At 71.8% G+C, this 25,649-nt stretch carries 27 protein-coding genes; 12 read left to right on the top strand and 15 right to left on the bottom strand.

The genetic code is table 11. From position 1 onward, the window contains the following. Positions 1-9 precede the first annotated feature (9 nt). Positions 10-1,548: a GMC oxidoreductase gene (locus AL2_RS11695; protein WP_245666556.1), complete on the top strand. Its 1,539-nt coding sequence runs from the start codon at positions 10-12 to the stop codon at positions 1,546-1,548. 67 nt (positions 1,549-1,615) lie between these two features. Here the strand turns inward: AL2_RS11695 and AL2_RS11690 are convergent, their stop codons facing one another. Then, positions 1,616-2,959, bottom strand: a complete 1,344-nt coding sequence (locus AL2_RS11690) for a hypothetical protein (RefSeq protein ID WP_067632943.1) — start codon at positions 2,957-2,959, stop codon at positions 1,616-1,618. Between the two features lie 176 nt (positions 2,960-3,135). On the opposite strand from AL2_RS11690, the gene AL2_RS11685 reads away from it, so the two are divergent. Beyond that, the gene (locus tag AL2_RS11685) at positions 3,136-4,029 is read left to right on the top strand and encodes a DMT family transporter (RefSeq protein WP_067632941.1); all 894 of its coding nucleotides are present in this window, start codon (positions 3,136-3,138) and stop codon (positions 4,027-4,029) included. Next, complete coding sequence (locus tag AL2_RS11680) at positions 4,026-4,895, top strand: DMT family transporter (protein ID WP_157438104.1); 870 nt, start codon at positions 4,026-4,028, stop codon at positions 4,893-4,895. Before AL2_RS11685 ends, AL2_RS11680 begins: the two co-directional genes overlap by 4 nt. Here the strand turns inward: AL2_RS11680 and AL2_RS11675 are convergent. After that, positions 4,873-5,904, bottom strand: coding sequence for an MGDG synthase family glycosyltransferase (locus tag AL2_RS11675; RefSeq protein WP_245666554.1), 1,032 nt, complete (start codon positions 5,902-5,904; stop codon positions 4,873-4,875). The two genes, AL2_RS11680 and AL2_RS11675, sit on opposite strands and share 23 nt — an antisense overlap. 64 nt (positions 5,905-5,968) lie before the next feature. On the opposite strand from AL2_RS11675, the gene AL2_RS11670 reads away from it, so the two are divergent. After that, positions 5,969-6,679 (top strand): polysaccharide deacetylase family protein, encoded by a 711-nt coding sequence (locus tag AL2_RS11670; RefSeq protein ID WP_067632936.1) that lies wholly within the window; start codon positions 5,969-5,971, stop codon positions 6,677-6,679. Between the two features lie 124 nt (positions 6,680-6,803). On the opposite strand, the gene AL2_RS11665 is transcribed toward AL2_RS11670, so the two are convergent. Together AL2_RS11665 and AL2_RS11660 are read right to left on the bottom strand one after the other, a co-directional pair. After that, positions 6,804-6,992: a DUF397 domain-containing protein gene (locus tag AL2_RS11665; protein WP_067632934.1), complete on the bottom strand. Its 189-nt coding sequence runs from the start codon at positions 6,990-6,992 to the stop codon at positions 6,804-6,806. Continuing rightward, positions 6,989-7,801 (bottom strand): helix-turn-helix domain-containing protein, encoded by an 813-nt coding sequence (locus tag AL2_RS11660; RefSeq protein ID WP_067632933.1) that lies wholly within the window; start codon positions 7,799-7,801, stop codon positions 6,989-6,991. Before AL2_RS11660 ends, AL2_RS11665 begins: the two co-directional genes overlap by 4 nt. Positions 7,802-7,901: 100 nt before the next feature. Between AL2_RS11660 and AL2_RS11655 the strand changes: the two genes are divergently transcribed. Continuing rightward, complete coding sequence (locus tag AL2_RS11655) at positions 7,902-8,318, top strand: ATP-binding protein (RefSeq protein WP_083946417.1); 417 nt, start codon at positions 7,902-7,904, stop codon at positions 8,316-8,318. A 190-nt stretch (positions 8,319-8,508) separates the two neighbouring features. Beyond that, positions 8,509-8,847: a TraR/DksA family transcriptional regulator gene (locus AL2_RS11650; RefSeq protein ID WP_067632927.1), complete on the top strand. Its 339-nt coding sequence runs from the start codon at positions 8,509-8,511 to the stop codon at positions 8,845-8,847. Positions 8,848-8,956: 109 nt separating this feature from the next. Here AL2_RS11650 and AL2_RS11645 read toward each other — a convergent pair whose 3' ends face one another. Together AL2_RS11645 and AL2_RS11640 are read right to left on the bottom strand one after the other, a co-directional pair. Further along, on the bottom strand, positions 8,957-9,181 hold the full coding sequence (locus AL2_RS11645; protein WP_067632925.1) for a hypothetical protein: 225 nt from the start codon (positions 9,179-9,181) through the stop codon (positions 8,957-8,959). Positions 9,182-9,235: 54 nt separating this feature from the next. After that, the gene (locus AL2_RS11640; RefSeq protein ID WP_067632921.1) at positions 9,236-10,213 is read right to left on the bottom strand and encodes a helix-turn-helix domain-containing protein; all 978 of its coding nucleotides are present in this window, start codon (positions 10,211-10,213) and stop codon (positions 9,236-9,238) included. A gap of 98 nt (positions 10,214-10,311) precedes the next feature. Here AL2_RS11640 and AL2_RS39140 point away from each other — a divergent pair, with 98 nt between their 5' ends. Next, positions 10,312-10,761: an NAD(P)H-binding protein gene (locus AL2_RS39140; protein ID WP_067632920.1), complete on the top strand. Its 450-nt coding sequence runs from the start codon at positions 10,312-10,314 to the stop codon at positions 10,759-10,761. Here the strand turns inward: AL2_RS39140 and AL2_RS11630 are convergent. Further along, positions 10,713-11,171, bottom strand: coding sequence for a GNAT family N-acetyltransferase (locus AL2_RS11630; RefSeq protein ID WP_067632918.1), 459 nt, complete (start codon positions 11,169-11,171; stop codon positions 10,713-10,715). The two genes, AL2_RS39140 and AL2_RS11630, sit on opposite strands and share 49 nt — an antisense overlap. A 154-nt stretch (positions 11,172-11,325) precedes the next feature. Between AL2_RS11630 and AL2_RS11625 the strand changes: the two genes are divergently transcribed. The 4 genes from AL2_RS11625 to AL2_RS11610 all read left to right on the top strand — a co-directional run bounded on the left by AL2_RS11625 (position 11,326) and on the right by AL2_RS11610 (position 16,874). Beyond that, positions 11,326-11,826, top strand: coding sequence for a nuclear transport factor 2 family protein (locus AL2_RS11625; RefSeq protein ID WP_067632916.1), 501 nt, complete (start codon positions 11,326-11,328; stop codon positions 11,824-11,826). 73 nt (positions 11,827-11,899) lie between these two features. Then, on the top strand, positions 11,900-13,753 hold the full coding sequence (htpG, locus tag AL2_RS11620; RefSeq protein ID WP_067632913.1) for a molecular chaperone HtpG: 1,854 nt from the start codon (positions 11,900-11,902) through the stop codon (positions 13,751-13,753). 182 nt (positions 13,754-13,935) lie between these two features. After that, complete coding sequence (locus AL2_RS11615; RefSeq protein ID WP_067632911.1) at positions 13,936-15,309, top strand: FAD-binding oxidoreductase; 1,374 nt, start codon at positions 13,936-13,938, stop codon at positions 15,307-15,309. 14 nt (positions 15,310-15,323) lie between these two features. Next, positions 15,324-16,874, top strand: coding sequence for an acetolactate synthase large subunit (locus tag AL2_RS11610; RefSeq protein WP_067632909.1), 1,551 nt, complete (start codon positions 15,324-15,326; stop codon positions 16,872-16,874). On the opposite strand, the gene AL2_RS11605 is transcribed toward AL2_RS11610, so the two are convergent. The 3 genes from AL2_RS11605 to AL2_RS11595 all read right to left on the bottom strand — a co-directional run bounded on the left by AL2_RS11605 (position 16,843) and on the right by AL2_RS11595 (position 21,128). After that, on the bottom strand, positions 16,843-18,426 hold the full coding sequence (locus tag AL2_RS11605; RefSeq protein ID WP_067632906.1) for a xylulokinase: 1,584 nt from the start codon (positions 18,424-18,426) through the stop codon (positions 16,843-16,845). The genes AL2_RS11610 and AL2_RS11605 overlap by 32 nt on opposite strands. Positions 18,427-18,446: 20 nt before the next feature. After that, a complete protein-coding gene (locus AL2_RS11600) occupies positions 18,447-19,850 on the bottom strand; it encodes a pyridoxal phosphate-dependent decarboxylase family protein (protein WP_067632904.1) in 1,404 nt (467 codons plus the stop codon). A 135-nt stretch (positions 19,851-19,985) separates the two neighbouring features. Further along, positions 19,986-21,128 carry an acyl-CoA dehydrogenase family protein gene (locus AL2_RS11595; RefSeq protein WP_067632901.1) on the bottom strand — a complete coding sequence of 381 codons (1,143 nt, stop codon included), beginning with the start codon at positions 21,126-21,128 and terminating at the stop codon, positions 19,986-19,988. A 78-nt stretch (positions 21,129-21,206) separates the two neighbouring features. Here AL2_RS11595 and AL2_RS11590 point away from each other — a divergent pair, with 78 nt between their 5' ends. Continuing rightward, positions 21,207-21,908 (top strand): MerR family transcriptional regulator, encoded by a 702-nt coding sequence (locus AL2_RS11590; RefSeq protein ID WP_067632899.1) that lies wholly within the window; start codon positions 21,207-21,209, stop codon positions 21,906-21,908. Here the strand turns inward: AL2_RS11590 and AL2_RS11585 are convergent, their stop codons facing one another. The 5 genes from AL2_RS11585 to AL2_RS11565 are packed head-to-tail and all read right to left on the bottom strand — an operon-like array spanning position 21,909 to position 25,538. After that, complete coding sequence (locus AL2_RS11585) at positions 21,909-23,513, bottom strand: polyamine aminopropyltransferase (RefSeq protein WP_067633124.1); 1,605 nt, start codon at positions 23,511-23,513, stop codon at positions 21,909-21,911. An 11-nt stretch (positions 23,514-23,524) separates the two neighbouring features. Further along, on the bottom strand, positions 23,525-23,962 hold the full coding sequence (locus AL2_RS11580) for a DUF350 domain-containing protein (RefSeq protein ID WP_067632897.1): 438 nt from the start codon (positions 23,960-23,962) through the stop codon (positions 23,525-23,527). A 10-nt stretch (positions 23,963-23,972) separates the two neighbouring features. Further along, positions 23,973-24,407 (bottom strand): DUF4247 domain-containing protein, encoded by a 435-nt coding sequence (locus tag AL2_RS11575; protein WP_067632896.1) that lies wholly within the window; start codon positions 24,405-24,407, stop codon positions 23,973-23,975. Continuing rightward, positions 24,404-24,919: a DUF2617 family protein gene (locus AL2_RS11570; protein ID WP_245666551.1), complete on the bottom strand. Its 516-nt coding sequence runs from the start codon at positions 24,917-24,919 to the stop codon at positions 24,404-24,406. Before AL2_RS11570 ends, AL2_RS11575 begins: the two co-directional genes overlap by 4 nt. Beyond that, on the bottom strand, positions 24,906-25,538 hold the full coding sequence (locus AL2_RS11565) for a DUF4178 domain-containing protein (protein WP_067632893.1): 633 nt from the start codon (positions 25,536-25,538) through the stop codon (positions 24,906-24,908). Before AL2_RS11565 ends, AL2_RS11570 begins: the two co-directional genes overlap by 14 nt. Positions 25,539-25,649: the final 111 nt, after the last annotated feature.

Here is a 25,649-nt window from a genome sequence, read left to right as displayed (position 1 = left end):
TTGGGACTGATGGGGAGCGCCGGCCTGTCCCGTGCCCGGGCGGCCGGGCCGATCGGCGACGGCGCGCACGTCCCCGCCCTGATCATCGGCACCGGCTACGGCGGCTCCGTCGCCGCGCTGCGGCTCGCCCAGGCCGGCGTCGACGTGCACATGGTCGAGATGGGGCAGTCCTGGGACACCCCGGGCTCGGACGGCAAGATCTTCGCCAACACCCGGACGCCCGACTACCGGTCCTACTGGCTGCGGACCCGGACCAAGCAGCCGATCAGCAACTTCCTCGGCTTCCCGATCGACAAGGACGTCCCCCGCTACACCGGGATCCTGGACGCCGAGGAGTTCGCCGGCATCACCGTCTACCAGGGGCGCGGCGTCGGCGGCGGCTCGCTCGTCAACGGCGGGATGGCGGTGACGCCGAAGCGCTCGCGGTTCAGCGGCGTCCTCCCGACGGTCGACGCCGACGAGATGTACAACACCTACTACCCGCGCGCCAACGCCGGGCTCGGCGTCAACGAGGTCGACCGGGCCTGGTTCGACACCACCGACTGCTACCAGTACGCGCGGGTCGGGCGGAAGCACGCCCAGCGCTCCGGGTTCGAGTTCGTCTACGTCCCCAACGTGTACGACTTCGACTACATGGAGCAGGAGGCGGCGGGCACGGCGCCGAAGTCGGCGCTGGCGGCGGAGATCCTCTACGGGAACAACTACGGCAAGAAGTCCATGCCGAAGACGTACCTGGCGCAGGCCAAGGCGACCGGCCGGGTCTCCATCTCACCGCTGCACCGGGTGACGTCGGTGTCGCCCGCGTCCGGCGGCGGCTACACGGTCGTGATGGAGACGCTCGGCACGTCCGGCGACGTGACCGGCACCAAGACCGTGCGGGCCGACCGGGTGTTCTTCGCGGCCGGCAGCGTCGGCACCAGCAAGCTGCTGGTCAAGCTCAAGGCGACCGGGGCGCTGCCGAACCTGAACGGCGAGGTCGGCAAGGGCTGGGGCGACAACGGCAACGTCATGTGCGGCCGCGCCAACCACATCTGGGACCCGACCGGCAGCCTCCAGTCCTCGATCCCGACCGGCGGCATCGACAACTGGGACGCGGGCGGCGCGTTCGCGGAGGTCGCGCCGCTGCCCACCGGGATCGAGACCTGGGCGTCGTTCTACCTGTCGATCACCAACACCCCGCACCGGGCCGAGTTCTCCTGGAACGCGGCGGCGGGCCGGGTGGACCTGAACTGGCAGACGGCCTGGAAGCAGACCAGCATCGACATGGCCAAGTCGATCTTCGACAAGATCAACAAGAAGGAGGGGACGATCTACCGGACCGACCTCTTCGGCGCCTACAAGATCTGGGGCGACCACCTCACGTACCACCCGCTCGGCGGCGCCGTCCTCAACAAGGCCACCGACAACTACGGCCGGCTGCGCGGCTACTCCGGCCTCTACGCGATCGACGGCTCGCTGATCCCCGGCAACACCAGCGTCAACCCCTTCGTCACCATCACCGCCCTCGCCGAACGCAACATCGAGAAGATCATCGCAACCGACCTGTAGCGGCGCGCCGACGGGATCCGGCCACGGGCGCGTGTGGCCGGACTGTTCACGCCGGGGCGCGCTCACCTCACGGGCAGGGGTCGAAGAGCCGCCGCGTTCCCGTCCCGGCCGCGTAGGCGGCGGGGTCGCTGAACCGGCACCCGTAGTCGGCACCCGCCACCGTCCGCGGCTTCGTCGTCACGTCACCCGCCGGGCGCCTGCCGGTGCCGATCCAGCGCACCAGGTCGTCCCAGGCCGTCCCCGCCTCCGTGGCGGAGAACTCGCAGTGCTGGGTCGTCCGGATCGCCCGCTGGACGAGCAGCCGCGACCGGTGCCGCCGTGCCGCCTCGGACGCGTAGACCTGCTCCATCGAGAACGGGACGAACATGTCCCCCAGCCCGTGCAGGCTGAGCACGGGCACGTCGGGGCGGCCGTTGACGCGCGGCACCTGCGACAGCCGGTTCGACAGCCGCGCCGGCAGGTTCGCGACCGGCACCCGCTGCACTGTCCCGTTGACGTCCACCGGCTCGTTCGGCCGGTACCGGGTGAACAGGTTCGTCGCCAGCTGCCCCGGTTCCTCCGCGAGCGTCGCGCCCGGGACGGACGGCGTGGCCAGCGTGAACGGGAAGTCCTTCCAGAACGCGAACGACTGCACGGCCCCGGGCCGCGTCCCGCCCGTCCGGTCGATGACGATCGACCGGAACTGCTTCCCGCGCGCGTTCGCCGTGTCGGGCCCGCCGGGCCGCAGCGCCGTCAGCCCGAGCGCGGCCTCGATCTTCGGGACGGTCACCGTCGCGTACTGGTCCGTCACGGGGTATTCGCGGATGCCGGAAAGGTCCTGCGCGACGACGTTGTAATCGAGGAAGAAGTCGAACAGCTCGTCGTCGCCGAGCACCCCGCACATGGGCAGCGCCCCGTCGTAATAGCCGGGGAACTGCTCCAGGGAGCGTCCGATGACGTGGCCGCCCATCGAGACGCCGACGATGATGCGCTGCTTGGGCCGTCCCACCTCGCGGGCGAACAGGTCGGCGAGGTCGCGGGTGCTCAGCACCCCGGCCCGCACGTCGTACCCGTTGTCGTAGTAGGACGACGCCGCCCACGCGTACCCCTGGTCGAGCAGCCGCTGCCGGAGCCCGAACGGCGGCGGCCCGACCGTCAGCACGAACCCCTGGCCGGCGTAGCCGTGCGCGTAGAGCGCGAGCTTCCCGTTCCAGTGCGGCGGCACCTCGATGTCGTAGGCCGCGTGGCGGTGGACGCCCTGCAGGACGCGCGACGGCGTCCCGTGCATATGGACGGGCGCGAGCGGCGGATTGGCGATCGTGTATCCGGGTAGCGGCTGATCATCGGGGGTGCGGTCGGCGTGGGCCGGGCCTGACGGGACCAGAGCGGCGAAGGCCGTCGCGGCGAGGGCGGTGAGGGCTCGGATGCGCATGGTGCTCCTCTGGCAGACGCCCGCATTACATACCGGCACGTGACATACCGTCCAGTCGGTTTGTGGATTCGGGGAGGCCGGATCCGGCCTCACCCGGGGACGGCGCCCGGTTGCGTCCGGCGACCCCGGGTAGGTGCGGACCCGGACGGGTCCGTCGGGGGAGATCGTGGATTCCGATGAGCATTCTCGGCATGGGCATCGCGGTGGTGGCCGCGGGCTTCATCGGGCTCGGCTTCGTGGCGCAGCAGCACGCCGCGTTCCGGGAGCCGCTGGAGGAGATCCTGCATCCGCGGCTGCTGCTGGACCTGCTGCGCAGCCGGCTGTGGCTGACCGGCATCGCCTCGATGATCACCGGTCAGATCATCTTCGCGTTCGCGCTGAACATGGCCGACGTCGCCGAGGTCACGCCGGTGCTCACGGTCAACCTCATCTTCGCGCTGTTCGCCGCGCACGTGATCTACCGGGAGCGGCTCGGCCGCACCGAGGTGCTGGGGTCGCTGCTGCTGACCGGCGGCGTCGCGCTGTTCCTCGGCGTCGGGGTGCCGCACGGCGGGTCGCTGCCCGGCGTCCACTCGCCGCGCTGGCTCGCGGGCGCGGCCGTGCTCGGCCTCGTCGTCCTGTGCGCGTCCGGCGGCCTGCACCGGGACCTGCGCGTCCGCGCGATGCTGCTCGCCTGCGGCGCCGGGCTGCTCTACGGGCTCCAGGACACCCTGACCCGCAGCGTCCTGCTGGTCTCCGACAACGGCTTCACCCGCGTCCTGGTGACCTGGCAGCCGTACGGGCTGGTGCTCATCGGGGCGCTGGGCCTGCTGTTCGCGCAGAGCGCCTTCGACGCGGCGCCGCTGCGGATCTCGCTGCCCGCGACCACCGCGGCCGAGCCGCTCACCGGCATCGCGCTCAGCATCGTGATCTTCGGGGAGCGGGTGCGGCTGGAGATCTCCGACCTCGCCTTCGAATCGCTCGGGCTCGCCGCGATGGTCGCGGGAATCATCGTCCTCGGCCGGTCGCCGTACCTGGGCAAGCCCGGCGATCGCGCGGCCGCGCCTCCTGACGAGGTGGAGTGCCGGTGATCCCCATCGTCCTCGCGCTGCTCGCCGGAGCCTCGAACGCCCTCGCCTCGGTGCTCCAGCGGCGGGTGGCCAAGACCGCGCCCGAGGCGGACGCCTTCAAGCCCGCGCTCATCCTGGACCTGCTGCGCAGCCCGATGTGGCTCGCCGGCATCGGCGCGCTCATCGCGGCGTTCGTGCTGCAGGCGGCGGCGCTGTCCATCGCGGGGCTGTCGCTCGTCCAGCCGCTGCTGGCCGTCGAACTGCCCTTCACCATGATCCTCATCGCGTGCCTGCCGCCGCGCGGGCTGGACCGGGTGCCGTGGACCGCCGTCATCCTGCTCAGCGCCGGCCTGGCCGTGCTGCTGTTCGCCCTCTCGCCCGACGAGAGCTACACCCGGCCGGGCACCGCCGCCTGGAGCATCGCGACGGCCGGCACGGTCGCCTGCGTCGCCGGGCTCGGCGCGCTGGCCCGGCTCATCAGCGGGCCGGTCCGCGCCGTCCTGCTCGGCGTCACGACCTCGATCGGGTTCGCGCTGACGGCCGCCTTCATGAACACCGCCACGCACGACTTCGAACGCGGCGTCCGCGCCGTCCTCACGTCCTGGCAGCTCTACGCCATGGCCCTCGCCGGCCTCGCCAGCCTCTACCTGCTGCAGAACGCGCTGCAGAGCGGCAGCCTCGTCGCCGTGCAGCCCGCCCTGACCATCTCCGACCCCGTCGCCAGCATCGTCCTCGGCGTCTACCTGTTCGGGGAGGACGTCCGCGGCGGGCCGTGGATCGTCCTGGAGGCCGCCGGCATGGCGCTGATCCTCCTCGGCAGCATCGGCATCGCCCGATCCCCGCTGCTGCACGAGGAGCACGACGTCAGCCGAGCACCGACCGGATGACCCGCTCGGCGGGGACGGCGTCGAACAGCGCGCCGACCTTGCGGGCCCGCGCCTCCCGCACCGCCTCGTCCTTCAGCCGGTCGAGCGCCTCCACCAGCTCGCCCGGCGACTCGGCGTAGCAGCTCAGGCCGTCGCGCGCCATCGCCGCGGCACCGTCCCGCCCGTGCCCGGGGATCGGCCGGTAGGAGATCACCGGCAGCCCGCACGCGAACGCCTCCCGGCAGGTCAGCCCCGCCGCGTTGTCGATCAGCGCGTAGGCGCCCGCCATCAGCTCGGGCATGTCGTCCCGCCAGCCGAGGGCGGGCCCGTAGACGCGTTCGAGGAGCCGCTCGTTGCGCCCGCACAGCACCACCGGCACGTACCGGCCGGACGCCGCGATGCCCTGCGCGGTCTCCACGACGCGCCCCACTCCCCAGGCGCCCGCCGAGATCAGCACGATCTTGTCGTCCGGCCGCGCGCCCGCCGCCTCCCGAAGCCGGTCGTCCGCGGCCCGCTTCCGGCGGAACGCGGGCCGCACCACCGGCGCGTGCCCGCCGGCCGGACGTCCCGTCCGCTCCATCACGGCCCGCGCGGCCCGCTCGTCCGGGCACAGGTACCGGTCGTTGCCCGCGTGCAGCCACATCCGGTGGACGGCGAAGTCGGTCACCAGCACCAGCGACGGCACCGTCAGCCGCCCCGAGTCGCGCAGCCGCCCGGCCGCCTGCGCCGCGAGGTGGAACGTCGACACGACCGCGTCGGGCGGCAGCTCCCGGATCCGCGCGTCCAGCCGCCGCGCGATCAGCGCCGTGAGCGGCGACGCGGGCGGCGGGCGCCGGGACACGAAGAACGCCCGGTAGATCCCCTCGTACAGCCACGGCGCGGACCGGACCATCCCCCCGTACATGCGCCGCAGCCCATGCCCGAGCTTCAGCGGAACCAGGTCGAGGACGTCCAGCACGGCCGTCTCCACTTCCTGGAGCGCCATCCTGCGGGCCAGCTCCGCCGCAACCGCGTTATGCCCGGCACCCATGCCCGCTGTCAGAATTAAGAGTCGTTTGCCCATGAGTTGAGCTCCCCCCGGTGAAGATGTCTTCATGTCCCGCCGCGTCCCCGCCGTCCTGGCCGCCGCCCTCCTGGCCCACGCGCTGCCCGCGGCGTCCTGGCTCGGCCCGGTCCGCCGCCTGACCCCCCGCATCGCCGGCCGCGGCGGCCCCCGCCACGTCGCGCTCACCCTGGACGACGGCCCCGACCCTTCGTCCACGCCCCTCTTCCTGGACGAGCTGGCCCGCCTCGGCTGCCATGCGACGTTCTTCGTCCTCGGCACGATGCTCCAGCGCGCCCCGTGGCTCGGCCGCCGCATCGTCGCCGACGGCCACGAGATCGCCGTGCACGGCTGGCACCACGACAACGCCCTCGTGACCCGCCCCGGCCGGGTCACCGCCGAGATCCGGGACACCGTCCACCTCATCGAGGACGTGTGCGGCGTCACCCCGTCCTGGTACCGGCCCCCGTACGGCGCCCTGAGCACCGAGGCCCTGTTCGCCGCCCGCCGCAACGGCCTCCGCCCCATCCTGTGGACGGCCTGGGGCAAGGACTGGACGGCGTCCGCCACCCCTTCGTCCGTCCTGGAGACCCTCGCGCCCGGCCTCAAGGGCGGCGCGACGCTGCTCCTCCACGACAGCGACGTCACCGCGGCACCCGGCGCCTGGAGGTCGACCCTCGGCGCCCTCCCCGAAGTAGTGACCGAATGCCGCACCGCCGCGCTGACCATCGGCCCCCTGCGCGACCACGGAGTGCACCCGTAACGACCGCTGCCACACGGCTACTACTCCCCCACGACACGTCCTCTATGTGGAGCCGCCACCCGTTTCTGAAGGGCTGCGGCTCCTGGTCATGCCAGCTCGTGAGGGCGCGTCAGAACGCCTGCGACTACAGGCCGAGCTCCCCGCGCTTCACCCGCACCAGCAACCCCGCGAACGCATCCCGCCCGAACGCCAGCCGCTCCCCGTCCGGATCCTTGGAGTCCCGCACCCACACCCGGCCCGCCAACTCCGCCAACTCCACACACGCTTCGTCATTCCCGCCACCGGTATAGGAACTCTTCCGCCAAGTGATCATTCGTACGTCCTCATCGTCCGTTCGATCAGATCCTTCGAAGCTGCCCGCGACAGGGCATTTGCTCCGATCTGATCGAACCGTATCGTCAGGGTGTCCGCTTGGTCACCGGCCTCGATCAAGCGGCCGCCGATCTGCGCTCCGGCATAGGCGACCTCTCGACCTCGAATCCGCAGCACCTGGAACGGGCCATCGTGGCCCGGATGCCAACCCGACTCGCGCAGGACGACTCGCACGCAGACGTGCGGCAACTCCGCGACTTCGAGAAGTCGCGCCAATTGCCCTCTCATGACCTCGCTGCCCGCGACAGGACAATCAAGGACCTCCTGATCTATGAGGATCCAGAGATATGGCGGGTCGTCCCGGGTGAGGATCTCCTGTCGTTTCATCCGAGCCTTGGTAGTCGCCTCAGCCTCGTGCATGTGCCCGGCCGCGCGAAGCACGCCCTGCGCGTAAGCCTCCGTCTGCACGAGCAATGGGACGTTCTTGCCATGGAACATCTTGATGATCTCTGCGTCCATCTCGTATTGGACGTATTGCCGGAACCAATCAGGGTCATGGCCAGCGCAGGCGAACATGTGCAGCCGCTCGAAGTGCCCACCCGTGTCCCACGCCTGGTCGAGGCGCTTCATGCACGTGTCACTCGGCCGGAACCGCCCGGCCTCCCAGTTCGATACGGTCCCCCGGGTCGCGTTGACGATCATGGCGACCTGGGCCAGCGAGAGACCGCGCCGACTGCGGTAAAACCACAGGTCAAAGGCCATCCAGGCCCATAGCGACGACTTCGGATCAATGGACTCGCGCACGCTCATCGTTCACCTGCATGTGTATTGACCGCCACACAATGCACAACGCGTTAGCGCGCGATCACTCAAAGTGAGGGCAGAATCCGAAAAGTGAGGACGGCCTCCAATGAATGATCTTGATCTCGTCACACCGGCGCCCGGTATCCCGGAGGTTCGGCTCACTCTGCTCGCCGTGCCGTCGACCGTCGTCCTGGCCCGGGAACTCGTCCGCTACGCGCTGACGAACTGGGGGTTCAGCCGCGAAGTGATCAACGACTCGACCCTCGTCATGAGCGAGATCGTCACCAACGCCGTCGCGGCGTCGCACGGCCGGCGGCTCCGCCTCCGCTGCGCCCTTCATGAGGGGACGCCTCTCCTGGAGTGCTGGGACCCGTCCCCCGAACTCCCGATCCCGAGCCCGCCGTCCCTGACGGCCGAGAGCGGCCGGGGCCTCGCCATCGTCTCCGCCTATGCCAAGGAGACCGGCACCCGCCCGTCCGCCACCGGCGAGGGAAAGATCGTCTGGGCCCAGATGCCCGCCTGACCCGCCGGGATCCGCAGCCTGGTGGGCGACCGGATGGTCGTCCACGATGATTGGCGGCTCGCGTCCCGCTTGACCGGGACCGGCTCGTCGGGCTGCCGGGCGTCCGAGACGGGCTGGATCTGACCGCACCGCCCGGCATGGCCTCGGGGCATCCGGAATCGGGGGCGGCGCGGCGGGTGTTGAAGCTGAGATGACCACGGCCGAGGAACGACTGATCGCGGATCGCGACGGCACGCTGAAGCTCATGGCGGCGCTGAGCCGCGATTGGGACGGTGTCGTCGAGGCCTCGGCGCAGACCGGGGTGGACGACGAGCACGACCCGGAGGGCGCCACCATCGCCTTCGAGCGCGCCCGGATCGAGGCGTCCCTGAGCCGGGCGCGCTCGCAGCTGGCCGACATCGAAGACGCGCTGCGCCGGCTCCGCGACGGCACCTACGGCACCTGCGAACGCTGCGGCGGCCCGGTCGGGGCGGACCGCCTGGACGCCCGGCCCGCCGCCCGCACCTGCATCACCTGCGCCGCCGCCTGACAGGTCCGGGTGCGTTGACTGCGGCGAGTTGTTGTTATCGGCCTTGCCATAGCAACAACTCGCCGCAGGTGAACGAGTGTCGACCCGGCCAACGTTCGTGGACGCCGCGCTAGAGGCGCTGCTTCAGGAGTTCCTTGCCCTGGTCGGCGCCCTTGCGGCTCTCTCCCTGCGCGCGGCGGAAGAAGTCGGCCAGCTCGACGTCCCCCTCGCGTTCGGCGTCCTGGATGTAGGTGTCCAGCCTGAGAGCGTTGCTCAGGCACTGCTCGACGAACCAGGTGATGTTGTAGTCCTTGTCCTTGGTCCCCGTGGCGTGACCGGTCTCTTGAGCAGACATGTTTCCTCCCCGATGATGCTTGCGCTCCGGCGCGTACCCAAAAAACGGCCCCGGTCACACGGCGCCGGCCCGGGTGGGGTCCGCGGCGGAGCGGGTCCGCGAGCGGAAGGTGCGGCGGTAGGTGTCCGGGGGCACGCCGACGGTGCGGTTGAAGTGCCGGCGCAGGGTCGTGGCGGTGCCCATGCCGGTGGCCGCCGCGATGGCGTCGATGCCGTCGCCGGTGGTCTCCAGCAGCTCCTGGGCGTGGCGGATCCGCTGGGTCAGCAGCCATTGCAGCGGGGTCGTGCCGGTCACCGACCTGAAGCGGCGGGTCAGGTGGCGCGGGCTCATCCGCGCCTGGCGGGCGAGGTCCGCCACGGTGAGCGGCTGGTCGAGCCGTTCGATCGCCCATGGGAACAGGACGGCGAGCGGGTGGCCGTCCGGGGCGGGTACCGGGGCCGTGACGAACTGGGCCTGGCCGCCGTCCCGGTGCGGCGGCACGACGAGGCGGCGGGCGACCGCGTTGGCGACCGCGGAGCCGTGGTCGAGGCGGACGAGGTGCAGGCACAGGTCCATGGCGGCGGCCTTGCCCGCGGAGGTGAGCACGCTGCCGTTGTCGATGTAGAGCACGTCCGGGTCGACGTCCACTCGCGGATAGCGGGCGGCCAGGTACCCGGTGTGCGCCCAGTGCGTGGTCGCGCGCCTCCCGTCCAGCAGGCCGGCGGCGGCCAGCACGAACGCGCCCGTGCAGAGTGACGCCACGCGTGTGCCCGCCTCGTGGGCCGCGCGCACCGCGTCCACCAGGTCGGCGGGTGGGTCGGTATCGACGTCCGCCCAGCCCGGGACGATCACGGTGTCGGCCTGCGCGAGCCGGTCGAGGCCGTGGTCGGGTTCCAGCCGGAACCGGCCTACCCGGACGGTGCCCGGCCCGCAGACGGTGAGGCCGTACCAGGGGACCGTCACACCGGCGGGGGCGGCGGCGAAGACCTCGTACGCCAGCGACAGTTCGAGGTGCAGCATGCCGTCGGTGACGGCCAGCGCGACAGTGCCCATGTCCGGAATTGTACGGAGCATGGCGTTCCAGACACTCACGGCGGGCTGCCCGCCGCCGCCAGGATGTCCACGGCAGATCGTTTGAGCGAGGAGAACCCATGGGGTCGGGGCAGCCGGTGGCGGTGTTCGGTGCGTACGGGCACACCGGGCGGTTCGTGGTGGCGGAGTTGCGGGAGCGCGGGTTCGTCCCGGTCCTGTCGGGCCGCGACGAGGGCAAGCTGAAGGCGATGGCGCACGAGACCGGGCTGGACGCGCGTCCGGCGTCGGCCGGCGATCCGGCCTCGCTCGACCGCGCGCTGGCCGGTGCGGCGGCCGTGATCAACACCGCCGGGCCGTTCGCCTCGACGGCCGCCCCCGTGATCATGTCGGACCCGGACACCCCCGCGCCGGTCCCGGCCGACGAGCGTGGGCGGTCGGCGCAGACCTTCCTCGTCGACGTCGTCGTGCGCTCCGGCGGCGGCGAACGGCGTGCCGTGGCGACCGGCCGGGACGGGACCCTTCAGCCGAGCTGTTTCGTCATGAAGACGCTGTTCGGGTCCGGGCGGTAGTCGGCGAAGGGGGCGCAATAGGTGAAGCCGAACTTCTCGTAGAGGCTTCTGGCCGGGAGGAAGAACTCGTCGGAGCCGGTCTCCAGGCTCATCCGGGTGAATCCCATCCGCTCGGCTTCGGTGATGATGTGCCCCAGCAGCCTGGACGCGATCCCGCTCCGCTTGCGCGTCGTGGACGTGCGCATCGACTTCAGTTCGGCGTGGAACGCGTCCAGCCTCTTGATCGCTCCGCAGCCCACGACGGCGCCGTCGTCCATGACCGACCAGAACGTGACGTCGGGTTTGCGGAGCCCGTCCAGGTCAAGGGCGTGCTTGCTCTCCAGCGGCGTGATGGACCGCATCTGGCGGACGTGCTCGGCCAGGAACTCGGCGATCTGCGTCCCGGACAGGTCGTCGACGACGATTCTCATCTTGCTCGCTCACTCCTGGCCGTCATCCCGCTCCAGCATGGCTTCCCATCGTTAACCTGCACTTCACGATCGTTGCACAGCAGCGCATTGATCGGCCTCCCGCACCGGCCAAGAGTAGAAGGCATCCTTCCTCTGATCTGCAATGGGAGCAGGCATGTACGTGACCGATGGGCAGGCGGTGTCAGCGTCCGGGGACGAGGCCGTGGTGCGGGAATTGCGCGATCGCGCCGAGATCGTGGACGCGCTGTACCGGTTCGGCCTCGGCCAGGACCTCCAGGACGCCGAACTGTTCGCGTCCGCCTTCGCCGCCGGCGCCGAACTCGACTTCCGTCCCGCGGCCGCCAAGTGGGGCGGGCACCCGCCGCTGATGGTCGGACGGGACACGATCGTCACCACCATCCTCGGGTCGTTCACCGGACGGGTCGACACCACGCACCAGGTCGCCAACCCCCGCGTCAGCGTCGACGGCGACACAGCCCGGCTCACCGCCCTGGTGGAGGCCCAGCACCTGCTGACCGCGGACCACTCCACGTTCGCCCTGCTGAAGAACCCCTACGACGTCGAACTGGTCCGGGACGGGCGGCGCTGGGTCGTGCACCGGATGCGCATCGACAACGCCTGGTACCTCGGTGACCCCACCGCCATCTTCGGCTGACCACCCCTGCGCACCGAATGGCCGGCCGCTATTCTGATGGGTCGTCCGAAGGGAATGACCAGGAGGGAAAACGGTGACTCTGCCGGCGGAGGAGACGTTCAGCTTTCAGGCCGAGGCGGCCCAGATCCTCGATCTCATGGCCAATTCGCTGTACAGCAACAAGGAGATATTCCTGCGCGAGCTGATCTCCAATGCGTCCGATGCGATCGACCGGTTCCGGATCGAGCGTTTCGCCGAGCCGGAGTCCGCCGGGAGGGAACCGGAGGACGAGCCTCGGATCCGGGTCGGTTTCGACAAGGACGCCGGCACGATCACCATCGCCGACAACGGCATCGGGATGAGCCGCCGGGAGGTGATCGGGAACATCGGCACGATCGCCCGGTCGGGCACCGCCGAGTTCCTCCGCGCGACGAGCGGCGACAAGCGCGGCGACACCGCGCTGATCGGGCAGTTCGGCGTCGGCTTCTACTCCGCGTTCATCGTCGCCGACCGGGTGACGCTGACCACCCGCCGCGCCGGGCTGCCGGCGGGCGAGGGGGTGCGCTGGTCGTCCGAGGGCAAGGGCGAGTACACGGTGGAGACCGTCGAGCGCGCCGAGCGGGGGACGACGATCGTCCTGCACCTGCGCGACGGCGAGGACGAGCTGCTGAACGAGCACCGGCTGCGGACGGTCATCAAGCGGTACTCCGACCACATCGGCCGGCCCATCCTCCTCGGCGACGACGACACCCCCGTCAACCAGGCCACCGCCCTGTGGGCGCGCCCGAAGAGCGAGCTGAAGGAGCAGGACTACAACGACTTCTACCGGCAGCTCACCAACGACTTCTCCGACCCGCTGGCCCACGTCCACGTGAAGGTGGAGGGACGGTACGAGTACACGCTGCTGCTGTTCGTCCCGTCGCAGGCCCCGTACGACCTGTGGCTTCCGCAGTCCCTCCAGGGCGTGCGGCTCCACGTGCAGCGCGTCTTCATCCTGGAGGACACCGACCGGCTGATGCCCCGCTACCTGCGGTTCGTCCGCGGGATCATCGACTCCGCCGACCTGCCGCTGAACGTCTCCCGCGAGATCCTGCAGGGCGGCCAGGCCATGGACCACATCCGGTCGAGCGCGGTCAAGCGGGTGCTCAAGCTGCTCAAGGACATGGCCGAGGGCGAGCCGGAGAAGTACGCGACCTTCTGGAAGGAGTTCGGCGCCACCCTGAAGGAGGGCATCCCGGACGACCCCGCCCACCGGGACGACATCGCGCGGCTCCTGCGGTTCACGTCCACCAAGCAGGCCGACGTCTCGCTCGGCGACTACGTGTCCCGCATGAAGGAGGGGCAGGACAAGATCTACTACCTGCTCGCGCCCGGCCTGGCGGACGCCGCGTCCAGCCCGCACCTGGAGGCGTTCCGCGAGAAGGACATCGAGGTCCTCCTGCTGGACGACGCCGTCGACAACTTCGTCGTCACCGCCCTGCCGCACTTCGAGGACAAGCGGCTCCAGTCGGTCGCCCAGGGCGCACCCGACTTCGGCGACATGGAGGACGCGGCCGACAAGGAGGCCGCCGAGCAGGCCGACGCCGACTACGCCGCCCTCGTCGGCAAGCTCAAGGAGCACCTGGACGGCCGGGCGTTCGACGTGCGCGTCACCAGCCGCCTCACCACGTCCCCGGCCTGCATCGTCGCGAACGAGGCGGAGACCGAGTTCGCCCTCGCGCAGCGGATGCGCGGCTCGGGCCTGCCGAACCAGCCGGTCCTGGAGGTCAACCCGCGCCATCCGCTGATCGAGCGCCTCAACGGCGGGCGGGACGACCCGCGCCTGGCCGACTGGGCGCACGTCCTGTTCGACCAGGCCGTGCTCACCAGCGGCGCCCGCGTCGAGGACCCCGGCACGTTCGTCTCGCGGCTCAACGACCTCCTGGTCTCACTCGCGGACGGGCGTTGACGCAGCGCCGGCTTCCCCGCCGCCGACGTCACCGGATGTCTTGCGTACGGTGGTAAGCCGTACGACCTTGTCCTCAGGTGCGTTCACGGGACCTTCGGCCCGCGGATCAGGGCCGGACGTCACATCGCCGCCGGTGGGCGGCGGCACCAGACTTGCCGGACGGGGCACCTGGGAGGGAAGCCATGGCGGATGTCCGGACGGCGCTGGCGGAGGCCGTCGGCGAGGAACACGTCCTGTCGGGTGACGCGGTGCCCCCCGAGTACGGGCGGGACGAGTCGCTCGGCGTCGCCGGGGTGCGGCCGGACCTGGTCGTGCGGCCGGCGGACGCCGGGCAGGTCGCGGCCGTGCTGAAGGTCGCCGGCGAGCACGGGCTGCCGGTGACGGCGCGCGGGTCGGGGACGGGGCTGTCCGGTGCGGCGGTGCCGCGTCCGGGCGGGCTCGTGGTGTCGTTCGAGCGGATGAACCGGATCCTGGAGATCGACGCGGACGGCCAGGTGGCGGTGGTGCAGCCGGGTGTCACGCTCGCGGAGCTGGACGAGGCGACGGCCGCGCAGGGGCTCGTCTACCCGATCTTCCCGGGCGAGGGCAGCGCCAGCATCGGCGGGACCGTCGCGACCAACGCGGGCGGCATGCACGCGGTGAAGGAAGGGGTGACGCGGCACCACGTCCTCGGGCTGGAGGCGGTACTCGCCACCGGAGAGGTGATCCGGACGGGCGGACGGTACGTGAAGACGTCCACCGGCTACGACCTGACGCAGCTCATCGTGGGCTCGGAGGGCACACTCGCCCTCGTCACGGAGGTGACGCTGCGGCTGCGGCCCCGGCTCCCGCACACGGCGGGGGTGCTGGCGCCGTTCCCCGGCACGGAGCCGGTCACGGCGGCCATTCCCCGGCTGACGGGCGGCGGGCTCGACCCGCTCGTGCTGGAGTACGTGGACGTCCTGGCCATGTCGGCGATCACGCAGAACGCCGGGCTGGACCTCGGGGTGCCGCAGGAGATCCGCGACGCCGCCGGCGCCTACCTGCTGGTGGTGCTGGGGAACCGCTCGGCGGAGCGGCTGGACGAGGACGTCCAGACGCTGGGCGAGCAGCTGGCCGGCCTGGGCGCCGCCGACGTCTACGTCCTCCAGGGCGAGCCGCTGCGGAAGCTGATCACGGCGCGGGAGGGGGCGTTCTGGGCGGCGCGGGCCGCCGGGGCGAACGCGATCGTGGACGCCGTCGTGCCGCGCACCGCGCTGGCCCGGTTCTTCGCCGCCGTCCCAGAGATCGCCGGACGGCACGGCGCGCTGATCGGCGGGTGCGGGCACGCCGGCGACGGCAACGTGCACCTGTCGGTGTTCCAGCCGGATGACGAGGCGCTGGCCGAGGCGATGGACGAGCTGCTCGCGGCGGCCGCCGAGCTGGGTGGGACGATCAGCGGGGAGCACGGTATCGGACGAGAGAAGATCCGCCAGTTCCTCGCCCTGGAGGATCCGGCGAAGGTGGCGCTGATGCGGCGGATCAAGACATCCTTCGACCCGGACGGGATACTCAATCCGGGCGTCCTGTTCGGCTGAAGTGGGGAGATGCAATGAACGGCGCGCAGGCCATGGTGCGCACGCTGGCGGACGCCGGCGTCGGCGTGTGGTTCGCCAATCCGGGCACGTCCGAGCTGCACCTGGTGGCGGCGCTGGACGGCGAGCCGCGCGCGAGGGGCGTGCTGTGCCTGTTCGAGGGCGTCGCGACGGGCGCCGCCGACGGGTACGGGCGGATGGCGCCGGACCCGGCCGCCGTCCTGCTGCACCTCGGGCCGGGCCTCGGGAACGGGCTCGCCAACCTGCACAACGCGCGGCGCGGCGGGACGCCGGTCGTCACGGTCATCGGCGACCACGCCACCGGGCACCAGCGGTTCGACGCGCCGCTCCAGTCGGACATCGCGGCGGTGGCCGGGTCGGTGTCGGCCTGGACGGGGCGTCCGGTGACCGCGGCCGAGGCGGGCAAGGCGGCGGCCGAGGCCGTCGCGGCGGCCCGCGCCGGGGGCGTCGCCACGCTGATCGTGCCCGCCGACGCCGCCTGGTCGGACGGCGGCGAGGTCGCGGCGGCACTGCCCGCTCCCCCGCCCGAGCCGGTCGCGGACGCCGCGCTGGAGCCGGCCGCCGCCGCGCTGACCGGCGGTGAACCCTGCGTCGTGCTGATCGGCGGGGGCGCGACCCGGCGCGAAGGGCTGGAGGCCGCCGGGCGCATCGCGGCGGCGACCGGGGCGCGGGTGCTGTGCGAGACGTTCCCGGCCCGGCTGGAGCGCGGCGCCGGGCTCCCGGCGGTGGAGCGGCTCGCCTACCTGGGCGAGATGGCGGCGGCGCAGCTCGACGGCGCCCGGCACATCGTCCTCGCGGGTGCGCGCCGTCCGGTGACGTTCTTCGCCTACCCCGGCCTTCCGGGCGACCTGGTGCCGGACGGCTGCCAGGTGCACGACCTCGGCGCCGACGCGACCGGCGCGCTCACCGGGCTCGCCGGCATGGTCGCCAAGGACGCGGCCCCCGCCCTGCAAGTGGCGGCGCGGCCGGAGATCCCGACCGGGGCGCTCACCGGGGAGACCGCCGCCGCCGTCATCGGCGCGCTGCTGCCCGAGGGCGCGATCGTGTCCGACGAGGCCAACACCTCCGGGCTGTGGCTGCCGGGCGCGACCGCCGGCGCGCCGCCGCACGACTGGCTGTCGCTGACCGGCGGCGCGATCGGCCAGGGCCTGCCCGTGGCGACCGGCGCCGCGGTCGCCTGCCCGGACCGCCCGGTCGTCTGCCTGGAGGCGGACGGCAGCGCCATGTACACGATCTCCGCGCTGTGGACGCAGGCCCGCGAGGGGCTCGACGTCACGACCGTCGTGTTCAACAACGGCTCCTACGCGATCCTGTCGATGGAGACGACGCGGGTCGGCGCCGTCCCGGCACCGCCCGAGGCGGGGACCATCACCCGCGACATGGTCGACCTGTCGCGCCCGGCGCTCGACTTCGTCGCGCTGGCGTCCGGCATGGGCGTCCCCGCGTCCCGCGCGCGCACGGCCGAGGAGCTGGCGGCCCAGTTCGGCAAGGCGCTCGCCGAACCCGGCCCCCACCTCATCGAGGCTGTCGTACCGCCGCTCGGCTGACGGGCGCCCGGCTGCGCGCCAGGCGGCGGAACATGCCCCGCTGGCTCCGGTACAGGCCGGGGAACTCCCGGTAGAGGCGCTCGTACTCCGCCCCGGCCGGCGCGTCGGGGCGGAAGACGCGGTCGACGCGGATCCGGACGTCCTCGCGGCGGACGGCGCCCAGCGACAGCGCGGCGAAGACCGCCTGGCCGCGCAGCGTCGCGTTGATCGGGTCGGCGACCCGCTCGACGGTGCGGCCGAGCACGTCCGCGTGGATCTGGCACCACAGGTCCGACCGGGCGCCGCCGCCGATCAGCCGGATCGGGTCGAGGCGGCGGCCGGCGAACCGCTCGACCGCCTCGTGCAGCCACCGGTTGTTGTACGCGACGCCCTCCAGCACCGCGCGGACGAGGTCGTCCTGCGTCGTGGTGAGCGACAGGTTGTGGAAGCCGGCGCGGGCGTCGCGGTCGTCCACCGGGGACCGTTCGCCGTCCAGCCAGGGAGTGAAGATCACCCCGTTGCCGCCCGGCGGCACGCCGGCGGCGCGGGCCGCCAGCCGCTCGTAGTCGGCGTCGCGGGTGGCGGGCGCGCCCAGCACGCCCTCGTTCAGCCACTGCAGGCACCGGCCGCCGGTCTCGTGGTTGTTCGCGACGACGTAGGAGCCGTCCCGCAGGCCCGGCACGCTGGCGATCGACCGCAGGACATCGGTCTTCTTGAACGGCACCGACAGCCCGATCCAGGACGTCGTGCTGATCGCCAGATGTGCCTGGTAGTCGTCCAGCCCGGCACCGCAGACCGCCGCGTGCAGGTCGGGAAGGCCGGTGACGACCGGGAGCCCCTCCGGTACGCCCAGCTCGCCGGCCGCGCCGGCGGAGACGCCGCCCACCACCGAGCCGATGCCGCGCAGCGGCGGGAGCTTCCCGATGTCGACTCCGGCGCGCCGCGCCAGGCCGGTGTCGTAGCGCGGCACGTCGGGGCGCCGGTTGTCGGTCAGCCACGCGGCCGTCATCGAGGCGTGCGTGGCGGCGGCGACCCCGGTCATCCGCATCGTCAGGTAGTCGACGGGCTCCAGGAACCAGCGCGCCGCGGCGTACACGTCCGGCATCTCGTGGCGCAGGAACAGCAGGTGCCCGATCGGGTCGGCGCCGGACGGCGACGGCGCCCCGCCCGTCTTCCGCACCCAGGCCAGCGCGTTGCGCGGCGCGAACCCGGCGACCGGCCCCGCGATGACGGCGCGGGAGTAGGGCGCGCCGCGCGTGTCGTCGTACAGGAGGCAGTCGCCTACGGGACGGCCCGCCGCGTCCACCGGCACGGTGCTGGCCCACTGCCCGGTGCACGACGCCGCGACGAGCTGCTCGGGACGGACCTGCTCCACGACCCGCCGGGAGGCAGCGGTGACGAGCCGCCACCACTCCTCCGCGTCCTGCGTGGACGCGCCGCCGCCCGGCCGGGACGTCGTCACGAACGCGAACTCGCACTGGGCGATCTCCCCGGTGAGGGAGACGAGGCCGACCTTCAGCCCGGTCGAGCCGAGGTCGACGGTGAGGACGTAGCGCTCGTCCGGCGGATACATGATCGTCGTCTCCGGCCGGGTCAGCGGGCGGCCGGGGGCAGCGACTGCTGGGCGTCGAGCATCCCGGCCATGATCTCCCGGATGAAGTCGTCCGCCTCTTCGGTGAGCCCGCCCGGCACTCCCCCGTACACGGCGCCCGACATCGGCGCCTCCCCCGCCGCCTGCCGCGCCGCGGCGTGCTCGACGGCGGCGGCGAGGTCGGCGGCGAACGCCTCCGCGACTCCGGGCTGCGTCTGCGGCCGCGTCACCGCCATGTGGACGGCGTTCGGGTACTGCTGGCCGTTCAGCCGCCAGCCGCGTCCCGCCATGAAGTCGTACACGTGGTAGATGTCGAACTCGTCCGAGGTGAAGCTGAACAGGAACGTCGGCTCGCCCATCACCCGAAGTTCGGGGTGCGACCGGACCGCCTCGATCATCCGCCGCGCGGTGGCGAAGATCTGCTCGGCGTGGCGGCGGTATCCGGCGCGTCCGAGCTTGACCATCCCGGCCCAGGTGGCGGCGAGCAGCCCGCCCGACCGGGAGCCCTCGATGCCCGGCGACAGGTACTTCCCGCCGCTCCACCCGGTGTTGAGGAAGTACAGCGCGTTGCGCAGCGCGCCGTCGCGGAACAGCAGCGTGGACGTGCCCTTCAGGCCGTACCCGTACTTGTGGGTGTCGGCGGAGATGCTGGTGACGCCCGGCAGCCGGAAGTCGAAGACCGGGACGTCCACGCCCAGCTCCTCGCCGAACGGGAGGATGAACCCGCCGAGGCAGGCGTCCACGTGCAGGCCGACGCCCCGGGACAGGGCCATTTCCGACAGCTCCGCGATCGGGTCGATCGTCCCGTAGCCGTAGTTGCCCGCCGAGCCGATCACCGCGACCGTGTTCGCGTCGATGAGCTGCGCCACGGCGCCGACGTCCACCAGGGTCGTGGCCGGGTCGACCGGCGCCTCCCGCACCTCGATGCCGAACAGGTGGCCCGCCTTGTCGAACGCGGGATGCGCGGTCTCCGGCTTGACGATGTTCGGACGCCCGTGGCCGGACGGCTCGCGCCCGGCGGCGTCCCGGTAGGCGAGCATCGCGTGCAGGATGCTGCCGGTCCCGCCCGTCGTGACGATCCCGCCCGGCGTCGTCCCGGTGACGGCGCCGCCGTGCATGAGGTCGAGGGTCATGGCGAGGATCTCGCCCTCGAACTTCGTCGCGCTGGGGAACATGTCCCGCTGCAGGACGTTCGCGTGCCCGAACAGGCCGTACGTCTCCGTCATGAAGGCGTAGTGGCCGTGGTCGCCGCAGTAGACCGTCCCGGACGCCTTGCCCGTCTCCCAGAAGGCGTCCTCCGCGGCCGCCATCTCCCGAAGCTCGGCGAGGATCTTCTCCCGGGGCCGCCCGTCCTCGGGGAGCCGCTCGTGGACCTCGAACCGGTCGGCGTAGGGAAAGTCCGTCACGTGTGCCGCCCCTCCGTCCCGCGCGTCCGCTCCGTCACGGCGCGCCGTGCCCACGATCGTCGGACGGCCGGGGCCGGGGAGGTAGGGGCTTTCGTCCCCCCGGCCGGTGCCGTTCGGCCCGGCCGGGGGACGGGGTCAGACGCCGAGGCCGCGGCCGATGATCTCCTTCATGATCTCGGTGGTGCCGCCGAAGATCGTCTGGATGCGGACGTCCTGGTACGCCTTGGCGATCGGGTACTCGGTCATGTAGCCGTAGCCGCCGTGGAGCTGGACGCAGCGGTCGACGACCCGCTTGAGCAGCTCCGTGTTCCACCACTTGAGCATCGCGGCCTCGTCGGCGGTCAGCTCCCCCTTGCTCTCCTTGAGGATGCACTCGTCGGTGAAGGAGCGGGCGACGGTCAGCTCCGTCTTCATCTCGGCGAGCGTGAAGCGGTTGTGCTGGAACTTGCCGATCGGGCGGCCGAACGCCTCGCGCGTCTTGCAGTACTCGAGGGTCTGCTCGAACGCGTCCTCGGCGGCGGCCATCGCGGTCGCGCCGATGGACAGGCGCTCGCGGGCCAGGTTCGTCATCAGGTAGATGAAGCCCATGCCCTCCTCGCCGAGCAGGTTCGCCTTCGGGACGCGGACGTTGTCGAAGAACAGCTCGGCGGTGTCCTGCGCGTGCATGCCGACCTTGTCGAGGTTGCGGCCGCGCTCGAAGCCGTCCATGCCGCGCTCGACGGCGAGGAGGCTGACGCCCTTCGCACCGGCGGACGGGTCGGTCTTCGCCACGACGATGACGAGGTCGGCGAGGATGCCGTTGGAGATGAACGTCTTCGACCCGTTCAGGACGTAGTCGTCGCCGTCCTTGATCGCGGTGGTCTTGATGCCCTGCAGGTCGGAGCCGGCGGCGGGCTCGGTCATCGCGATCGCGGTGATGATCTCGCCGGAGCAGTAGCCGGGGAACCAGCGGGCCTGCTGCTCGGGGGTGCAGAGCTGGCGCAGGTAGCCGCCGTTGATGTCGTTGTGGACGGCGAAGCCGGGCCCGTGGATGCCGGCCTTCGCCAGCTCCTCGTTGAAGATCACGTAGTAGCGGTAATCGGAGTTGCCGCCGCCCCCGTGCTCCTCCGGCATGTCGATGCCGAGCAGGCCCGCGCGGCCGGCCGCCAGCCACACTTCACGCGAGACGATCCCGTCCTTCTCCCACTGCTCGTGGTGGGGGGCGGCCTCCTTCTCGATGAAGGAGCGCACCATGTCGCGGAAGGCGTCGTGCTCGTCGGTGTAGATGTCCCGTCCCATCCGGCGGTCTCCCTCAAGTAAGTGTGTACTGATACAGGATTAATGTAACACTGGCGCTGTCACATAGAGGGAGGCGGGATGGAACTCACCGTCGACGAGCTGGCCTCGCGCGCCGGGGTCACCGTCCGGACCGTGCGGTTCTACGCCGGGCGCGGCCTGCTCCCGCCCCCCAGGCTGCGCGGACGCACCGGGCTCTACGGTCCCGACCACCTGGCGCGGCTCGAACTCGTCCGGGAACTCCAGTCGCTCGGCCTCACACTGGCCTCCATCGAGAAGCACCTCCAGAGGATTCCCCTGGACGCCCCCGCCGAAGACCTCGCGCTGCAGCGGGCGCTGCTGTCGCCGTGGGCGCCGGAGCAGCCCGAGGATCTCGACCGGCACGAACTCGACCGGCGCGCCGGGCGCCACCTCGACGACGAGACGATCAAGCGGCTGGAGTCGCTCGGGGTCGTCGAGCGGATCTCGGCGGACGTCATCCGGGTCGTCAGCCCGGCCCTGCTCGGCATCAGCGCCGAACTCGCCGAGCTGCCCATGCCGCTGGACACGCTGATCGCCTCGCACGAGGCCGTCGACCGGCACACGACCGCGCTGGCCGCCGAGCTGCAGCAGGTCTTCCAGGACACCGTCGTCCGCCCCTACCGGGAGGGCGGGCGGGCTCCGCAGGAGCGGGAGCGGCTCATGGAGATGGCGGGAAAGATGAAACCGCTGATGATCCAGTCGCTGGTCACGTCGTTCCAGCGCGCCGTCGACAAGGCCATCCGCCAGTCGGTGCCCGACTGATCAGGAGTTCTTCCACTCCTGGCCCTCGTACTCGACGAGGCGCGGATGGACGAGCGTGTTGACGCCGACGTCCCGGCTGCGGCGGTCCTTGGGGAAGACCGTCGACGCCTGGAGCACGGCACTGTCGAGGAAGCGCAGATCGGGGACGTCGGGGGCCAGCCTCAACGCGGGCGCCTCCTTCGCCGGGGCCGCCAGGACGAAACCCCAGTCGCCGAAGCTCGGCACGTCCACGTGGTACGGGGACGTGGCGAAACCGGCGGCGGCGATCGACTTCTGGATGCTCCAGAACGACTTGGGCGCGAAGTACGGCGAACCCGACTGGACGACCATCCGGCCGCCGGGTGCGAGGATCCGCCTCACCATCCCGTAGAACTCGACCGAGTACAGCTTGGCCGTGGACACGTCGTCCGGGTCGGGCATGTCCACGATGACCGCGTCGAACTGCTCGTCCAGGCCGCGCAGCCACGAGAACGCGTCCGCGGCGACCGTCCGCACGCGCGGGTCCTCGAACGAGCGGTGGTTCAGCGACACGATCGGCTTGTAGGTGCGGGCCAGGTGCAGCATCTCCGGGTCGAGCTCGACCAGCGTCGCGCTCCGGACGTCCTTGTAGCGCAGCACCTCGCGCAGCGCCAGCCCGTCCCCGCCGCCGAGGATCAGCACCCTGCCGTGCGGGCCCGACATCAGCGGATGGACGAGCGGCTCGTGGTACCGGTACTCGTCCACCGACGAGAACTGCAGGTCGCCGTTGAGGAACAGCCGCAGGTCGGACGGGCCGAGCCCGGCCTGCCGGGTGATGACGATCTCCTGGTACTTCGTCCGCTTGGAGATCGCGATCGGGGCGCTGTAGAGCGCCTGCCGCGCCGACACCTCGAAGCGGTCCGCCAGCGCGTACGTCCCGCCGAGGACGCCGATGACCGCGATCATGCCGAGCGCCAGCGCGGCCCGCGCGACGCGCCCGACCTGGCGGCGGAACAGCCACAGCACGACCGCCATCCCGGCGACGGCGTTCACGACGCCGACCAGCAGCGCGCCCTTGATGTGCCCGAACGCGGGCAGCAGCAGGAACGGGAACGCGAGCCCGCCGACCAGCGCGCCCACGTAGTCGGCCGCGAACAGGTCGGCGACCGCGGACCCCGCGTCCTGCTTCCGGATCCGCTGCAGCAGCGTCATCAGCAGCGGGATCTCCGCGCCGATCAGCGCGCCCACCGCGAACGACACCACGACCAGCGCCGGGACGTACAGGTCGAGCCACGCGAACGCCGCGTACAGCGCGAGGACCGACACGCCGCCGATCAGCGCGAGCGCGCCCTCGACGACCGCGAACGCCACGACCGCGCGGCCCTGCAGCGGCTTCGCCGCCAGCGACCCGACGCCCATCGCGAACACCATCACCGACAGGACGATCGACGCCTGCGTGACCGAGTTGCCGACGAGGTAGCTGCCCAGCGCGACCAGCGCCAGCTCGTACACCAGGCCGCACGCCGCGCACGTGAACACGGCGGCGAGGACGAGCGTGCGGGCGAACCGGGCGGGAACGCGCGGCCTCCCCGGGCCGTCCGCCTGGGACGGCTCCGGGGAGGACGGCCGGCCGGCGGCCTCGTCCAGGCCGGGGGACGTCAGGAGACCGCCCCGGCCACGATCGCGGCGACGCCCAGGTCGGCCGCGGCGACGACCCACCCGGCCGGGTGGATGGCGGTTCCGCCGCCGTCCGCGTCGACGAGCGTCGCGCCGAGCTTCCCGGGCGTGATCACGTCCAGCAGGACGAACGCGACGATCATCAGCACGATGCCGCACGCGCCGAACACCGCGGTGTCGATCAGCCCTTTGCTGAGGTCGCTGTCGCTGGTGATGATCGCCGTGAAGACGATGCCGCCGATGCCGAACAGCTTGACCGCGAGCAGCAGCGCGGCGCCCCGGTTGCCCTCGGTCCAGATCTGCTTGCCGAGGCGGCCGGGCGTCGTCACCTCCACCACCAGGTAGCCGACGGCCATCAGCGCGATGCCGACCGCCCCGTAGGCGAACGTCGCGCCGACCTCGTCAAGGATGTCGTTCATCTTTCGCTCCTCATTTGCCCGACCCCGGGCCGCCGCCCCGGAATGATGCGGCGCCTCTGCTGTTCCAACCCTTGCTGCCGGGGCTCGCCCAGTGACCGCCGATATGGGAGTAGTAGCGGTTGTAGCCGCGGCGGGGCTTGTCGACCGTGATCCGGCTGCCCGCCCCGTTCGGCAGGACGCCGACGACGAGCTGCGGGTAGCGCAGGAAGATGCCGCCCGCGGCGCCCCTGGCCGCCATGTCGTCCACCCGGTCGATCGGCTTGAACTTGCGGCTGATCTCCGAGGCGACCGTCCCGGGGGCCTTCGGGGACCGGTAGGTGCCCGACCCCATCTTCGTGTACTTGTCGCCGATCCATGACGACTGCGACTGCCCGCAGCCGCCGAGCGCCACGGTGGTCAGGGCGGCGGCGGCCACCGCGCCCGCCACCCGGAATCTGCTGTTCATGAAGGTCTCACCAACCGGCTCCGCGTCATCACGATCTCCCGGGTCTGGGGGTAGGCGTGCCAGGTCCGCCAGCCGAACCCGGGTTCTTCCGTCTCTTCCAGGGCCAGCGCGGTGACGGCGTGCGGCGAGCCGGGGAACGACCCGGTCAGCGCGTCACCGCGGTCCGCGAGCCGCGCGCACACGGCCTCGACGGCGCCGGCGAACGCCGTCGCGTCGCTGTGCGCGGCGGTCGTCGCGGCGAACTCGTACGCCCAGCCGGGCACGTTCGTCGCGGCGCGGCCGGGCAGCGGCTCGGTGCGGCCGGCCAGGCACGCCACCGTCTCGCTCAGCGGGCCCGCGATGACCTGGTGGGACGCGCCGAGCAGGCGCATCTCCACGGTCAGGCCCGCGCGCTCCACCGGCAGGACGGCGAGCGCGTCCAGCGGCGGCAGCCCGAGCACGAAGGACAGCCCGTCGGCGCGCGCGTCCGCGTAGGGGGTGTCGAGGGTCGCGCGCAACTCAGCTACCGCCACCCGGGTAGATCGTCATCGAGCCGGCCGGGACGCGCTCGCCGAGGCCGGCCTCCCACTGGCCGCCGCCGTACTGCTCGAACGACAGGTACTTCCCGCGCGGGCCCTCGTAGTCGACGTACTCGACCCTGCCCTGGACGCCGACGCCCGTCGTGCCCTCGCTGGTGTAGTCGGCGGTGCCGTGCTCGTCGCGGCGGTACTCGACGCCGTCCACGACGACGGTCTTCTCACCGGGCCTGAGGTCGCCGGCGTCGTGCTCGGTCCACCAGACGACCTCCAGGTCGGGGTCCTCCTCGACGGAGATCCACACCTTCTGGCCCTCGATGGTGTCGGCGTCGAGGAGGTGCTCGCTCCAGGTGAAGCCGCCCTCCCGCAGCCGCAGCGAACCACGCACGAAGTAGCGGGTGCCGAGGTACTCGACCATGTCGCCGGCCTTCAGCGTCCGCGGGTCGCCGGCCACCGAGTCCTCGGGGGCGAACGGGTCGCGCGGGACGGCGGGGGCCGGGCCGGGCGCCGGGGCGCTCGAACGACGCCGCATCAGGACGAGGATGAGCACGACCAATGCGGCCAGGATCAGGACCAGAAGGATCACAATCGCCGTTCCGCCCACGGACACCTCCATCTTTTCGTCGACAACACGGGCGCAGACCAGCGGATCCTACCGATTGCGCCGTTCCAAGCCCATACCGCGATGAGACGTATCAAATGATCCACGGGTTTCCTATGGAAAGCC

Source organism: Actinomadura latina NBRC 106108 (genome assembly GCF_001552195.1).
Classification (GTDB): domain Bacteria; phylum Actinomycetota; class Actinomycetes; order Streptosporangiales; family Streptosporangiaceae; genus Spirillospora; species Spirillospora latina.
The sequence above is the reverse complement of the archived record's forward strand: the minus strand, read 5'-3'. Positions and strand labels throughout refer to the sequence as shown.